Annotated in this window: 14 protein-coding genes; 11 read left to right on the top strand and 3 right to left on the bottom strand. The window is 64.1% G+C overall.

All coding sequences use genetic code 11. From position 1 onward, the window contains the following. Positions 1-216: 216 nt before the first annotated feature. From DCG74_RS05460 to DCG74_RS05450, 3 genes are all read left to right on the top strand, one after another. On the top strand, positions 217-1191 hold the full coding sequence (locus DCG74_RS05460) for an NADPH:quinone oxidoreductase family protein (protein ID WP_172789506.1): 975 nt from the start codon (positions 217-219) through the stop codon (positions 1189-1191). A 493-nt stretch (positions 1192-1684) separates the two neighbouring features. After that, positions 1685-2536 (top strand): hypothetical protein, encoded by an 852-nt coding sequence (locus tag DCG74_RS05455; RefSeq protein WP_172789507.1) that lies wholly within the window; start codon positions 1685-1687, stop codon positions 2534-2536. Between the two features lie 20 nt (positions 2537-2556). Beyond that, positions 2557-3711 (top strand): TAXI family TRAP transporter solute-binding subunit, encoded by a 1155-nt coding sequence (locus DCG74_RS05450; RefSeq protein ID WP_172789508.1) that lies wholly within the window; start codon positions 2557-2559, stop codon positions 3709-3711. A 253-nt stretch (positions 3712-3964) separates the two neighbouring features. Here the strand turns inward: DCG74_RS05450 and DCG74_RS05445 are convergent, their stop codons facing one another. Together DCG74_RS05445 and DCG74_RS05440 are read right to left on the bottom strand one after the other, a co-directional pair. Beyond that, positions 3965-4351 (bottom strand): YkvA family protein, encoded by a 387-nt coding sequence (locus DCG74_RS05445; protein WP_172789509.1) that lies wholly within the window; start codon positions 4349-4351, stop codon positions 3965-3967. 103 nt (positions 4352-4454) lie between these two features. Further along, positions 4455-4754 carry a 4a-hydroxytetrahydrobiopterin dehydratase gene (locus DCG74_RS05440; protein WP_172789510.1) on the bottom strand — a complete coding sequence of 100 codons (300 nt, stop codon included), beginning with the start codon at positions 4752-4754 and terminating at the stop codon, positions 4455-4457. A 152-nt stretch (positions 4755-4906) separates the two neighbouring features. Between DCG74_RS05440 and DCG74_RS05435 the strand changes: the two genes are divergently transcribed. After that, entirely contained in the window at positions 4907-6352 is a 1446-nt protein-coding gene (locus DCG74_RS05435; protein ID WP_172789511.1) for a TAXI family TRAP transporter solute-binding subunit, read from the top strand. Positions 6353-6481: 129 nt separating this feature from the next. Then, the gene (locus DCG74_RS05430) at positions 6482-8023 is read left to right on the top strand and encodes an alkaline phosphatase (protein ID WP_172789512.1); all 1542 of its coding nucleotides are present in this window, start codon (positions 6482-6484) and stop codon (positions 8021-8023) included. Positions 8024-8026: 3 nt separating this feature from the next. Here the strand turns inward: DCG74_RS05430 and DCG74_RS05425 are convergent, their stop codons facing one another. After that, a complete protein-coding gene (locus DCG74_RS05425; protein ID WP_246709104.1) occupies positions 8027-8410 on the bottom strand; it encodes a response regulator in 384 nt (127 codons plus the stop codon). A 178-nt stretch (positions 8411-8588) separates the two neighbouring features. On the opposite strand from DCG74_RS05425, the gene DCG74_RS05420 reads away from it, so the two are divergent. The 6 genes from DCG74_RS05420 (at position 8589) to typA (ending at position 14134) form a co-directional block, all read left to right on the top strand. Beyond that, positions 8589-9353, top strand: coding sequence for a Crp/Fnr family transcriptional regulator (locus DCG74_RS05420; RefSeq protein WP_172789514.1), 765 nt, complete (start codon positions 8589-8591; stop codon positions 9351-9353). Positions 9354-9428: 75 nt separating this feature from the next. After that, the gene (locus DCG74_RS05415) at positions 9429-10145 is read left to right on the top strand and encodes a prolipoprotein diacylglyceryl transferase family protein (RefSeq protein ID WP_172789515.1); all 717 of its coding nucleotides are present in this window, start codon (positions 9429-9431) and stop codon (positions 10143-10145) included. Beyond that, entirely contained in the window at positions 10126-11571 is a 1446-nt protein-coding gene (locus tag DCG74_RS05410; RefSeq protein ID WP_172789516.1) for a radical SAM protein, read from the top strand. The genes DCG74_RS05415 and DCG74_RS05410 overlap by 20 nt, the downstream gene beginning before the upstream one ends. After that, entirely contained in the window at positions 11568-11789 is a 222-nt protein-coding gene (locus DCG74_RS05405) for a hypothetical protein (RefSeq protein ID WP_172789517.1), read from the top strand. The genes DCG74_RS05410 and DCG74_RS05405 overlap by 4 nt, the downstream gene beginning before the upstream one ends. Further along, positions 11786-12070 carry a hypothetical protein gene (locus tag DCG74_RS05400; protein WP_172789518.1) on the top strand — a complete coding sequence of 95 codons (285 nt, stop codon included), beginning with the start codon at positions 11786-11788 and terminating at the stop codon, positions 12068-12070. Before DCG74_RS05405 ends, DCG74_RS05400 begins: the two co-directional genes overlap by 4 nt. 237 nt (positions 12071-12307) lie before the next feature. Further along, positions 12308-14134, top strand: a complete 1827-nt coding sequence (typA, locus tag DCG74_RS05395; protein WP_172789519.1) for a translational GTPase TypA — start codon at positions 12308-12310, stop codon at positions 14132-14134. Positions 14135-14644: the final 510 nt, after the last annotated feature.

Raw genomic sequence — 14644 nt, 5'->3', positions numbered from 1 at the left:
GAATCCTTTCTCCGCGAATTTCGTCATTGCGAGCGCAGCGAAGCAATCCAGACTATTTCCGCGGTGCGGACTCTGGATTGCTTCGCTGCGCTCGCAATGACGGGAGGTTAGGCCGTCGCGTGGTCCGAGACAAAGAATCCGGATTGTCCGACCGCAGTAAATCCGGCAGAAACGACCCAACTATAATTCCACTCGAAACGCTCTCAAGGTGCCGCCATGAAAGCCATCCTCTGCTCGCAATATTGCCAGCCCGACGACCTCGTTCTGACTGAGGTGCCGGATCCGGTGGCAGGGCCCGGCGAAGCCGTCATCGCGATCAAGGCGGCGGCGCTGAATTTCTTCGACATCCTGATGATCCAGGGCAAGTACCAGATCAAGCCGCCATTTCCGTTCTCGCCGGCGGCGGAAGTTGCCGGGGTGATCGAGAGCATCGGCGCCGGGGTCACTGACCTCAAGGTCGGCGACCGCGTCGTCGCCTCCTGCGGCCACAATGGCGCGCGCGAGAAGATCGCGCTGCCGGCGGCATCGATCGTGAAGATCCCCGACAGTCTCGACTACGACCGCGCGGCCGGCATCATCATCATCTACGGCACCGCGCTGCACGCGCTGGAGGATCGCGCCAGCCCCAAGCCGGGCGAGACGCTCGCCGTGCTGGGTGCAGCTGGCGGCACCGGCCTTGCGGCCTGCGAGCTCGGCAAGCTGATGGGCTTGAAGGTGATCGCCTGCGCCTCGTCGGACGAGAAGCTCGAATTCGCCAAGGCGCATGGCGCCGAGCTGACGCTGAACTACGCCAAGGAAGATCTGAAGGAAGGCCTGCGCAAGCTCACCAATGGCAGGGGCGTCGACATCATCTTCGATCCGGTGGGTGGTGCTTACGCCGAACAGGCGCTGCGCTCGATCGCATGGGAAGGCCGCTTTCTCGTCATCGGCTTTGCGGCCGGCGACATTCCCAAGATGCCGCTGAACCTCGCGCTGCTGAAGGGCTGCGACATCCGCGGCGTGTTCTGGGGCGCCTGGACGCGGCTCAACCCGGCGAAAAATCGCGCCAATCTCGAGAAGCTGGTGAAGTGGACCGCGGAAGGCAAGATCTCATCGCATGTCGACCGCACCTTCCCGCTGGCCCAGACCGCGGATGCGTTGAAGGTGCTCGCGGGCCGTCAGGCTATGGGCAAGGTGATCCTGCATCCGTGATCGCAATGTCATCGCGACGCTGTTTCAACATCCACAGCTGTCATCGCCCGGCTCGACCGGGCGATCCATTATTCCAGAGACGTTAGTGATCTAGCCGAGACGCCGCGGTGTACTGGATTCCCCGCTTGCCGCCTACGCTCAAGCTTCGGCGTGCCCAAGACCGAAACCTCGGCGAAGCCTTGGCGTAGCCGGGTCGCGGGGAATGACAGCGGAGGGCGAGACGGGCAGCGTCGACGACCGCGACATCGCAAAGCTGCGCACGCCGCCGCATCGAAAATCCCGCTCAACCATAGCGAGCAAAATTCCGGTGCATTCCGCCGCGCCGCCGTAATCAAACCCAAATATTTCCAGATTCGCGCAAACCACCGTCGTTTTTTGGGCTGAATCGGACGGCGATTTACCGGTTCCAGTTAGCGGGGACCTCTGGACAACAACAAGAAGACTGAAGCCGGGACTGCCCCTGCGTTGCGTCAGTAAAGGGGAGCATCACACCATGGAGACGACGGCCTACCGTCTGTCGAAGGAATCGCACGCGCACGATTCCGATCGATCTGCATCACATCCGCCCATCGCGTCCTATATCCGTGCACGTGCCAAGCGCGCCGAGCTCGCGCAGGACGATCCAATTCCACTGTTTCTGTCCGATCCGCTCGGTGCGCCGGACCCGAGCGAATATGCACCGGTGACATTGCGCTCCAGAATGGTCCCAAGTGTGCTCGCGGCCGTTCTGGCGGCATCCACTCTGGCAGTTCTGGTCACACTGTTTCAGTCCGACTTGCGCGGCCTCTTCGCCACTCATGCCGATAGCTGGGTCCGCATCATGGCGGACCCAGCGATGGCGTCGGCCAGCGCACCGACCACACCGCAGATCCCGCCCAAGGATGCGGCCCGCGTGAGCGACACGAGGCTGGCGAGCGCCGACACGCAGGCTCTCTCTGCACCTGCCGCACCGAGTCGCGAGGCGATCGCGACCGCCTATCAGACCGCGCTGCAAGTCCAAGGACAAACCCAACCAGCGCCCGCGCCCGTCGCGGCGCCGCCTGCACCGCCTGCGCCCGCAAAGACGCTCGATGCTGACACGCTGGCCGCGCTGATGACGCGCGCGAAGAGCCTGTTGGGCGTCGGCGATATTGTTGCTGCCCGCCTGCTGCTTGAACGCGCGGCCAATGCACAGGATGCCACGGCTGCGTTTCTGCTGGCGCAGAGTTATGACCCGGCCGTGCTTGGCACCAGCGACTCGCGGCGCATCGCCGCTGACGCGACCGCCGCGCGCGACTGGTATCAAAAGGCTGCCAGTCTCGGATCGGCGGAAGCGCGCCAGCGCCTCGCCCAGTTCTCGAATTAGGCCAATTCAGAGGGGACATCATGCGTAATACTTTGAAAATGGCGCTTGCCGCCATCACGACCATCTGTGCCTTCGCCGCCCACGCCGAGCAGGCCGAATACGATCCGGCCAAGGTCTCGGACAGCCTGAAGGCCATCTTCCAGTTCGGCTCGACCTCGACCAAGCAGGCGCTGAACGCCAACACCGTCACGCTGATCACGGGCACGATCGGTGGCACTTATGTGCAGTTCGGCGCCGACCTCGCCTCGGTGCTCGACGACGGCAACAAGATCCGCGTGCTGCCGATCGTCGGCCGCGGCTCGGTGCAGAGCGTCGCCGACATTCTGTTCCTGCAGGGCGTCGATCTCGGCATCGTGCGCGCAGACACGCTCGACTATCTCGAGCGCAAGGGCTTCGCCAAGGACATCAAGAAACAGTTCACTTACGTGACCAAGCTCTACAATGAAGAGATGCAGGTCATCGCGCCGAAATCGATCGCAACGCTGAAGGACCTCGAGGGCAAGAAGGTCAGCGTCGATCTGCCCAATGGCGGGACCTTCGTCACCGCACTGACGGTGTTCGAGCGGCTCGGGATCAAGGCGAACTTCGTCTATGTCGAGCAACGCATCGCGATGGAGAAGCTGAAGGCCGGACAGATCGATGCCGTCATCGTGGTCGGAGGCAAGCCGTACAAATCGGTCTCGACCTTCGGCAATGACGGCCGCTTCCATCTCGCGAAGGTGGACTATGCAAAGCCGCTGCAGAGCGACTATCTGCCGGCAACCCTGACCGCCAAGGACTACCCGAATCTCATCAAGGAGGGTGAGAGCGTCGACACGATCGCGGTGCCCGCGGTGCTCGCGGCCTACAATTGGGCGCCCAACACCGAGCGTTATCGCAAGCTCGCGCTGTTCGTGGACGCGTTCTTCACGAAATTCACGGCACTGCAGAATCCGCCCTTCCATCCCAAGTGGAAGGAGGTCTCGCTGGCGGCGCCGCTTTCCGGCTGGAACAGATTGCCGGTGGCGCAGCAATGGCTCGACAAGCACGGCATCGAGCCGGTGACACGGCAGCGCTTCGAGGCGTTCTTGAAGCAGAGCCCTGCGGCAGCAACCGTGTCTGATGCAGACAAGGAGACGCTGTTCAGGCAATTCCAGGCGTGGGACGCGGAGAAGGCGCGGGCGGAGAAGAAATAGCGGCCGTCATTGCGAGGAGCGGAGCGACGAAGCAATCCAGAATCCCTCCGCGGAAAGAGTCTGGATTGCTTCGCTTCGCTCGCAATGACGATGCTCGCGGCAGCAGCAGCCACACACTCAGTGTCATCGCCCGGCTTGACCGGGCGATCCAGTACTCCGTGACGTCAGTGATTGAATCGAGAGGCCGCAGCGTACTGGATGCCCCGGTCAAGCCGGGGCATGACAGCGGAATGTGTGGTTGAATCCGCCTTGACTACGCCGCTTCCACGTCCGCCTCGCTCACCCCGCGCTTCAGCGCGGCGCGGGCGGCTTCGCGGTGCTCGTTCGTGATGTGGCCGGCAACCATGCGGATGGCGGTGGCGAGCACGGCGGCGTCATCGGCGAAGCCGAGCATCGGCATGACGTCGGCGACGAAGTCGAACGGCAGGATGAAATAGGCGATCGCGCCTAACAGCGAGGCCTGGACGTGGCGCGGCGTCTGCCGGTCGAACGCGCAGTAATAGGCCGCAAGCAGATCCTCGGCGAACGGCAGTTGTGCGGCGACGCGCTTCAGCTTGCGCCAGAAGCGGCGGCGCACGCTCTCGCGATCTTCCGCAAGCCGATCGGCCGGCTCAAAGCCAACACTGTGCTCGGCAGCCATGCTGCAACTCCCCGTTCAGCAAGGGGCGGCGGATCGCCGCATGCCCTGCTGATCACAAGATGGGGATGCGGCCGGGCGCTGCAAGATGTCAGCTAGGTGTCAGCTAAGCCGTCGGCTTGGCGATGGCGTTCATCGCCTTGGCGAGCTCGATGTCGCGCGCCGTGACGCCGCCGGCATCATGGGTCGACAGCACCACCTCCACGGTCTTGTAGACGTTACGCCATTCGGGGTGATGGTCCATCTTCTCGGCGACCAGCGCGGCGCGGCTCATGAAGCCGAACGCCTCGTTGAAATCCTTGAAGACAAAGGTTTTCCCGATGGCGTCGCGGCCTTGGACGTCGGTCCAGCCGGGTAGTCCGCCCAGCGCCTGCCTGCGCGCCTCTGCCGAGAGCCGTTCTGACATGACCATCTCCGTCCTTCAGGGGAACTTTACCCTAACACCGCGCTGACGCCCGGGTTCACACGGGGATTTCCTCGATCCGCTAACCATGACGGAGATGTAACCCCGCCGGACAAGAAATTTGCTACAATTGCGGGCGTAAATCGCCGGCCAAGATGAAACTGAGCCTGAAGCGCCTGTTTGGGAGATCTATGACCGGGGGATTGGACCTGGCCGAAGCGCCCCCTCCGCCTTCGCCGCGATCCGCGGCGCGGAAGACGGCTCTCGTGTCGCTGGCCCTGGTGCTCGCGATCATCGGCGCGCTCGCCGGCGGCTACTATTTCGCGATGCGACCGGTGACGCTGAGGATCGCGGTCGGCCCTGCCAACAGCGACGACGTCAAGGTCGTGCAGACGCTGACGCAAGGCTTCGCGCAACACAAGAGCCAGGTGCGGCTGCGCCCGATCCAGACCGACAGTGCCATCGCCAGCGCCAATGCACTCGCGGAGGGCAAGGTCGACCTCGCCATCGTGCGCGGCGACCTCGAGGTGCCGAAGAACGCACAGGCGGTCGCGACCCTGCGTAAGAACGTCGTGGTGCTGTGGTCCGTGCCCGCCAAGGGCAAGAAGAAGGGCGCGAAGATCACCAAGATCGCGCAGCTCGCCGGCCATCGCATCGGCGTCGTCGGCCGCACCCAAGCCAACGTCAACCTCCTCAAGGTGATCCTGCAGCAATACGGCGTCGATTCCGCCAAGGTCGAGATCGTGCAATTCCCGGCGAACGAGGTTGCCGACGCGATCAAGGCGCAGAAGGCCGACGTCTATCTCGCGGCCGGCCCGGTCAACAGCAAGATCACGGCCGACGCGATCGCGGCATCGATCAAGGAAGGCGGCACGCCGACCTTCCTCGAGATCGATTCGGCGGACGCAATCGCACAGAACCATCCGGTCTACGAAGCCTCGGAGATCCCTGCCGGCACCTATGGCGGCTCGCCCGCTCGACCCGAGGACGAGGTCAAGACCATCAGCTTTTCGCATCACATCGTGGCGCGCAAAGGCGTGTCCGAGACCACCATCGCGGCGTTCACGCGCCAGCTGTTCGCCGTGCGGCAGCAATTGGTGACGGAATTCCCGCTGGCGGCAAAGATCGAAACGCCCGATACCGACAAGGACGCCGTGATCCCGGTGCATCCGGGTGCGGCCGCCTTCGTCGACGGCGAGGAGAAGACCTTCCTCGACAAATACAGCGATTACATCTGGTGGGGCTTGATGGCGCTGTCCGCCATGGGCTCGATCGGCGCGTGGTTTGCGGGCTATCTGAAGAAGGACGAGCGCGACAACAACAGCCATCTGCGTGATCGGCTGTTGGACATGATCGCGGCCGCGCGCAAGTGCGAGACCACCGAAGAGCTCGACCAGATGCAGACCGAAGCCGACGACATCCTGCGCGATACGCTGCGCTGTTACGATCACGGCGCGATCGAGGAAGGCGCGCTCACCGCCTTCAACATTGCCCTCGACCAGTTTCATTCGGCGGTCGCCGACCGCAAGGCCCTGCTGATGAGCCTGCCGCAGAACCTGCAGCGCGCCGGCGCGCAATTCCGGGCCGCCGGCAACGCCTGAGCCTGCGCTTGCGCGCGTTATTGCTGCGTCACATTGTCTCAATATAGCTTGCTCCGTCATCCCGGGCGCGCAACGCGCGAACCCCGGAATGAGGTGCCTTCCTGCAAGCTCGGGTTCGGAGCCATCTTCATGAACATTAGGTTCTCCCGCCGCCGCTTCCTCGCCACCGGCGCGGGTGCACTCGGCACGATGGCGATGCCCTATCTTTCCCGCGCGGCCGACCGGCCGGTGGTCACCCACGGCGTGCAATCGGGCGACGTCACCGTGGACGGCGGCGTGGTGTGGGCGCGCGCCGACCGTCCATCGCAGATGCTGGTGGAGGTGGCGACCACCGAGTCGTTCAAGGATGCCCGCGCGCTGCCGCCGATCGCGGCGCTGCCCGAGAGCGACTTCACCGCGAAGCTGCTGGTCGAAAATTGTCCGGCCGGCCAGGACATCTTTTACCGCGTCCGCTTTCGCGATCTCTCCCACAGCGCGATCGAGGGCGAGCCGGTGACCGGCCGCTTCCGCACCGCGCCCGCCGACCGCCGCGACGTCAACTTCGTCTGGGGCGGCGACGTCGCAGGGCAGGGCTGGGGCATCAATCCCGACGACGGCGGCATGTTCACCTTCTCAACCATGCGCAAGCACCGGCCGGACTTCTTCCTGCATTCGGGTGACACGATCTATGCCGATGGCCCGATCCAACCCGAGGTGAAGCTCGCCGACGGCAAGATCTGGAAGAACCTCACCATCCCGGAGAAGGCCAAGGTCGCCGAGACGTTGGACGAGTTCCGCGCCGCGCACAAATACAATCTCACCGACGACAATCTCCGCGCCTTCAATGCCGAGGTGCCGATCTTCGTGCAGTGGGACGACCACGAGGTCACCAACAACTGGTCGCTGTCGAAAGACTTGCCGGCCGCCTACAAAGTGCGCGACATCTCGCTGCTCGCGGCCCGCGCAGGCCGCGCCTTCCACGAGATGTACCCGCTGCGGGAGAGCATCACCGAGCCCGGCCGCGTCTATCGCCAGATCTCCTACGGCCCGCATCTCGACGTGTTCGTGCTCGACGAGCGCAGCTATCGCGGGCCGAACGGCGCCAATCTCGAAACCGCCTATGGCCCTGCCAGCTATTTCCTCGGCCCGGACCAGATTGCCTGGCTCAAGCGCGGCCTGCTGAACTCGCGCGCGACTTGGAAGGTGATCGCGTCCGACATGCCGATCAGCCTGATCGTCTCGGACACGCCGAACGGCGGCTCGGAAGCCGTTGCGCAGGGCGACGGCCCGGTGCGCGGCCGCGAGCTCGAGATCGCCGACATCCTGCGCTTCATCAAGATGGCGCCGATCAGCAACACGGTGTGGCTGACGGCGGACGTGCATTACGCCGCCGCGCACTATTACGATCCGAACAAGGCGCAATTCCAGGAGTTCGAGCCGTTCTGGGAATTCGTCTCGGGCCCGCTGCATGCCGGCACGTTCGGTCCGAACGCGCTCGACAACACCTTTGGCCCCGAGGTGCGCTTCGTCAAGGCGCCGGGCAAAGACAGCCAGAACCTGCCGCCCTCAGCGGGCATGCAGTTCTTCGGCCACGTCAAGATCGACGGCGCCTCCGGCCAGATGACGGTGACCCTGCGCGACCGCGCCGACGTCGCGCTGTGGTCGACCACGCTCGACCCGAAGCAGAGCTGACCGCTAATCGGCGGCGCGCGCCTGAAGCGCCGCTTCCAGCGCCTCGCTGGAGCACGGCTTCTGCAGCCGCGGCCGGCCCGCCAATTCGGACGGAATACGCGCTTCGGCGCCGTAGCCGGTGACGAAGACGAACGGAATCTTCAGCGCGATCAGCCGCTCGGCGATCGCAAAGCTCGTCTCCCGGATCAGCTCGACATCGAGCAGCGCGAAATCGGGTGTCCGTTTCGCGATGGCGTTTAGCGCCTGCGTCACCGAACCCACGGTCCGCACCGCGGATACTCCAAATCCGAGCAGGCGATCCTCGAAATCGATCGCGATGATCGGATCGTCCTCGACGATCAGAACATCGGCCGGCCAGCCTGTGCCATTGGAGGGTGCGGGTGCCATGATCGCATCTTGGTTGGGGGTTTTTGGATCAGGACTGCCGCGACACGATGCCTGCGTCCAGCGCATCGGAGGGTTCCCGGAACGAAACTCACCACATCGTCGTTCTCTGGTCTGTCCACTTGTGCACACAGGAAACGGATGGAACTCGCTAAGGTGAAAGGAAGGGTGGGAGTTCAGGATGGATGCGCGTATCGCCAAGGTCACCGAGGTCGAGAGCCGGCCGGCCAACAATCTGCTGCGGCGCTTGAGCCAGGTCGATTACGGCCTCCTGGCACCGCACGTGACCGTCGAGGAGTCTGCAGCAGGCCACTTGCTCTACAATCCCGGCGATGACGTGCAGGTCGTCCACTTCCCCTGCGGCCCGTCGCTCGCGACTTTCCTCGTCCCCAACGAGGACGGCCGCGACGTCGAAACCATTCTGGTCGGCCGCGAAGGCGCGGTCGGCGGCATCGTCAGCGAGGGGTTTCTGCCGGCCTATACCCGGATCTGCGTGAAATTCGGCGGACCGTTTGCGCGCATTCACGTCGCCAAGCTGGAAGCAGCCAAGCTGCGCTCGGCATCACTGCGCAACGTCTTCGCCCGCTATGCCGATTGCATGCTGGCCCAGATCTTCCAGTCGACCGCCTGCAACGCGATCCATTCGATCGAGCAGCGCACCGCCAAATGGATTTTGGCTGCGATGGAGCGGACCGGCGACGAGACCAGCGTGCCGCTGACCCATGAACAGCTCGCGACGCTGCTCGGGGTGGGCCGCTCCTATGCCAGCCGCGTGCTTCAGTCGTTCAAGGCCGAAGGCGTGCTCGACACGAGGCGCGGCTCGATCCTGGTCCGCAGCCGCGACGGCCTGAGGCTGCGCGCCTGCCTGTGCAACGATGCCGTGAAGATGCATTTCGAGGAGGTGCTGCGCGGGGTTTATCCGACCGAGGAGCGGGAGGCCGGGTAGCTTCTTGCTTCTCCCTTGTGGCGCGATAATGCGCGGCGCGCCGTTCTAACAGCGGTCGTGCTATACTGCCCCCGCATGAGCGGGGCTTTCCTTCACACTCTCTTCGACATCCTGGCCTGGCTGGCGGCGGCGGCCGCCGTCTATTGGCTGTCGCGACGGGGCTTGCAGTTTCCGGCGCAATCCTTCGCGCTGCCGTATGTCGCCGCGCTGGTGTTTGGCGCAGGCCTTGGCGCCTATCTGTTCGGCTCCGCCAATCTGTGGCTGTCAGGGCAAAACGGCATTGCGCGCTCGGTCGAGGGGGCGCTGGCCGGCGGCATCGTGGCAATCGAGCTCTACAAATGGTCCGCAGGGATCACGGTGCGAACCGGCGCGCGGTTCGCGTTGCCGCTGGCGCTCGGCATCGCGATCGGCCGGATCGGCTGTTACCTCGCGGGTCTCGACGATTTCACCTATGGCACGCCGACGGCCCTGCCCTTCGGCCATGATTTCGGCGATGGCGTTCGCCGCCATCCCGTGCAGCTCTACGAGAGCGCGGCCATGGCTCTGTTCGCGCTCGTCTATGCGCTGGCGGTTTTGAACCGGAACGCGTTCGCGATCACCAATGGTTTCTACCTGGTGCTCGCCTATTACGGAGCGCAACGCTTCCTATGGGAATTCCTCAAGCCCTATGGCACGCTGGTCGGGCCCCTGACCCTGTTTCACCTGCTGTCGCTGTCGATCCTGCTCTACGCCGCTTTCATGCTGGCGACGGCACCCAAAGCGAGACCCCTGCATGAACGCGCCGTTGCGTAAGTCGCGTCCCTACATCTTCTGGGGCCAGACCCAATCCCTGTGCGAGACCTGCCTGAAGCTGGTGCCGACCAAGATCCAGATCCAGGACAACGAGGTCTGGTACGAAAAGCGCTGCCGGGAGCACGGCGTGCAATCGACGCTGGTGTCGACGGATGCCGCCTATTGGCGGCTGTGCAAGGATTTCATCAAGCCGGGCGACCGGCCGCTGCAATTCCAGGAGCGCACCCAATTCGGCTGCCCCTATGATTGCGGCCTCTGTCCCGACCACGAGCAGCATTCCTGCCTGGCTCTGATCGAGATCACCGAGCACTGCAATCTCACCTGCCCGGTCTGCTTCGCCGAATCCTCGCCGGCACGAACGAAATTCACGCCGCTCGCGACGGTCGATAAGATGCTCGACGCGCTGGTCGCGAGCGAAGGCGAGCCCGATCTCGTGCAGATTTCCGGCGGGGAGCCGACGCTGCATCCTGACTTCTTCGAGATCCTGGAGGCCGTGCGCGCCCGCCCGATCCGCCATGTCATGATCAACACCAACGGCCTGCGCATCGCCCGCGAGAAGGATTTCGTGGCACGGCTTGCTGAGAACAGGCGCGGGCTGGAGGTCTACCTCCAGTTCGATTCGCTGCAGCGCGATGCGCTGATCAACCTCCGCGGCGCCGACTTGCGAAAAATCCGCCAGCAGGCGCTGGAGAATCTCGAGCATTACGGCATCTCGACCACGCTGGTCGCGACCATCAAGCGCGGCGTCAACGATGCCGAGATCGGCGACATCGTGCGCCACGCACTGACCTGGAAATGCGTGCGCGGCGTGACCCTGCAGCCGGTCCAGGATGCCGGCCGCAACGAGAGTTTCGACAAGAATACCGACCGCATCATGCTGTCGGAGATCCGCAAGCGCGTCGTCGAAACCGGCGTGTTCGGCGACAAGGACATGATCCCGCTGCCCTGCAACCCCGAGAGCATCTCGATAGGCTATGGCCTGCGCAACGGCGAGAAGGTGCTGCCGCTGACCTCGCTGATCCCGCAGGAGCAGCTGGTGGCGGTGATGCCCAACACCATCAGCCCGGAAAAATATCCGATGCTGCGGGAAAAGTTCATCGACCTGTTCTCGCTGTCCTCAGGCCCCCTCAACACGTCCGAGCGCGTCTGCGAATTGTTGTGCTGCCTGCCGAGCTTCCAGGTGCCGGACGGGCTCACCTACGAGAACGTCTTCCGCGTCACCATCGTGCAGTTTCTCGACCGCTTCAATTTCTGCGTCGGCAACGTCAAGCGCAGCTGCATCCATTTCGTGACCGAGCAAGGAGCGATCATTCCGTTCGACACCTACAATCTGTTCTACCGCAACGGGAAGATCGACGGCATCCGTGCCGCGCTGGCCGGCGACACTTATCGAGAAGCCAGGCAGAGCGAGGAGATGCCTCGTTGAGCGAGACGTCGTCACCTCCACCGTCGCGAAGCGGATGCGCCACCGCGCTCATGGTGATGTTCGGGGTGATTCTGCTGTTGCCGGGCATCTGCGCCTTGATTTTCGTCGCCGACTCGTCGTTCCACGTCGATAGCCGTTTCATTCCCATCCTCGTCCTTGCACTACTGGCGGCATTCGCCGGCGTGTTGCTGATTGGGGCCGCGAGAAAGAAATCATGAGCGATTCCAGTCTCAACCCACCGGCAGTGCCTCCGCAGGCCCCGCAACAGCGCGGCGGCTGCCTCACCGCCCTGATGGCGATCGCCGGGATCTTCATGCTGCTACCGGGCTTCTGCGCACTGCTGTTCGGCGGAATGTCGGTGGTCGAGGACGGCAAGATCCCCTCCGACATCGCGTCGCTGGTCTTTTTGGGACTAGTCATCGGCATCGGCGGGGTCGCCATGATCTGGGCGGCGATCAAGGGGCGCAAGGCCCCCGCCGATCCCCCGAACCAGCCCTAAGCCCCGGGGATTCCCGGACAAAATTCAGTCAACCAACGGCCAAAGAACACATTGTTTTTTGGCCGTTTTTGCATATATTGCGCCGCAACGCGCAGGGCGCCCGGTCCGATGGCCGGGCTTCCTTTTTGGGCGCAAAGCGCCCCGTTTCCAGTCTTCCAGCGTTGTTTCGAGAAGAGGTCCCGGTCCGACCGGCGAGATCGCGCTTAACCCATTGTTCGACCGCAAAGAAGCTCACTCATGAATCTTCGTAACGTCGCCATCATCGCCCACGTCGACCACGGCAAGACGACCCTGGTCGACAAACTCCTGCAGCAGTCCGGCACGTTCCGCGAGAACCAGAAGGTGACCGATCGCGCCATGGACTCCAACGATCTGGAGCGCGAGCGCGGCATCACCATCCTGGCCAAGGCGGCCTCGGTGCAGTGGAAGGACACCCGCATCAACATCGTCGACACCCCTGGCCACGCCGATTTCGGCGGTGAGGTCGAGCGCATCCTGAACATGGTGGACGGCGCCCTGGTGCTGGTCGACGCCGCCGAAGGCCCGCTGCCGCAGACCAAATTCGTGGTCTCCAAGGCGCTCAAGGTCGGCCTCAAGCCGATCGTCGTCATCAACAAGGTCGACCGCCCCGACGCGCGCCCGACCGAAGTCATCAACGAGGTGTTCGACCTGTTCGCTGCGCTCGATGCCAGCGAGGAGCAGCTCGATTTCCCGATCCTCTACGGGTCGGCCAAGCAGGGCTGGATGGCGGACAGCCCCGAAGGTCCGCAGGACAAAGGCATGGAGCCGCTGTTCGACCTGATCCTGCGCCACGTCGCCCCGCCGAAGGTCGAGGAAGGTCCGTTCCGGATGATCGGCACCATCCTCGAGGCCAACCCCTATCTCGGCCGCATCATCACCGGCCGCATCTCCTCCGGCACGCTGAAGCCGAACCAGCAGGTCAAGGTGCTGAACGCCGACGGCAAGCTGGTCGAGTCCGGACGCATCACCAAGATCCTGGCCTTCCGCGGCCTCGAGCGCACCCCGCTCGACGAAGCCGAAGCCGGCGACATTGTCGCCATTGCGGGCCTGACCAAGGGCACCGTCGCCGACACCTTCTGCGACCCGACCGTCGAGGTGCCGCTGCCGGCGCAGCCGATCGACCCGCCGACCGTGTCGATGTCGTTCATCGTCAACAACTCCCCGCTCGCCGGCACCGAAGGCGACAAGGTGACGAGCCGCATGATCCGCGACCGTCTGCTCCGCGAGGCCGAGGGCAATGTCGCGCTGCGCGTCGTCGAATCCGCCGACAAGGACGCGATGGAAGTGTCGGGCCGTGGCGAACTCCAGCTCGCAATCCTGATCGAGACCATGCGCCGCGAGGGTTTTGAGCTCTCGGTGTCGCGTCCGCGCGTCGTCTACCAGAAGGACGAAGCGACCGGCGCCACCATGGAGCCGATCGAGGAGGTCGTGATCGACGTCGACGAGGAGCATTCCGGCGTCGTCGTGCAGAAGATGAGCGAGCGTAAATCCGAGCTGATCGAGATGAAGCCCTCGGGCGGCAACCGCCAGCGCCTGGTGTTCTACGCGCCGACCCGCGGCCTGATCGGCTACCAGGGCGAACTGCTCACCGACACCCGCGGCACCGCGATCATGAACCGCCTGTTCCACGGCTATGCGCCATACAAGGGCGAGATCCAGGGCCGCCGCAACGGCGTCTTGATCTCCAACGATCAGGGCGAGGCGGTGGCCTATGCCATGTTCAAGCTGGAAGACCGCGGCCCGATGATGATCGAGCCGGGCTGGAAGGTCTATCGCGGCATGATCGTCGGCGAGCACACCCGCGACAACGATCTCGAGATCAACGTGCTCAAGGGCAAGCAGCTCACCAACATCCGCACGACCTCGAAGGACGAAGCGGTGCGCCTGACCCCGCCGATCCGCATGACGCTGGAAAAGGCGCTCGCCTATATCGAGGACGACGAGCTGGTCGAGGTCACCCCCAAGTCGATCCGTCTGCGCAAGAAGCACCTCGACCCGAACGAGCGCAAGCGCGCGGAAAAGGCCAAGGAAGCGGTGGCGTAAGGCCGCCGCGCCTCAGTGCCGTAGGACCTCCTACCCTTGGTCAAGGGGAACGTCCTTATAGGGCAATATGGTAGCGCCGTGCTCGATGCAGTCCAGGACGCTGCGCGCCGGCTTTGCCGGTGCCTTCGGCATCCTGGACAGCATCTTCCGCCGGGGCGCGGTTCCTACGTCGGTGCTCGAGGCACAGGTGGACAAGGCTGCTCCCGGCGGATCGGCCCGGACGGCCAGTCTACATCCGAAGGCCGCCACGAACCCCACAAGGGTACAGGGTGGGCAAAGCGCAAGCGTGCCCACCAATCGAGATCCCCATAGGCAATGGTGGGCACGGCGCAAGGGCGCCTTTGCCCATCCTACGAAACCCAACGACTGTCATGCCCCGGCTTGACCGGGGCATCCAGTACGCCGCGGCTTCTCGGCTCTATAACGACTGCCTCTGGAATACTGGATCACCCGCCTGCGCGGGTGATGACAGCCGACTTGTGGCGGCTTCAGCACACCCGGCGAACGTGC

This window comes from Bradyrhizobium sp. WBAH42 (assembly GCF_024585265.1).
In the GTDB taxonomy this organism is placed as follows: Bacteria; Pseudomonadota; Alphaproteobacteria; order Rhizobiales; family Xanthobacteraceae; genus Bradyrhizobium.
Note: the sequence above shows the minus strand (reverse complement) of the source record. Positions and strands in the feature narration are given on the sequence as shown.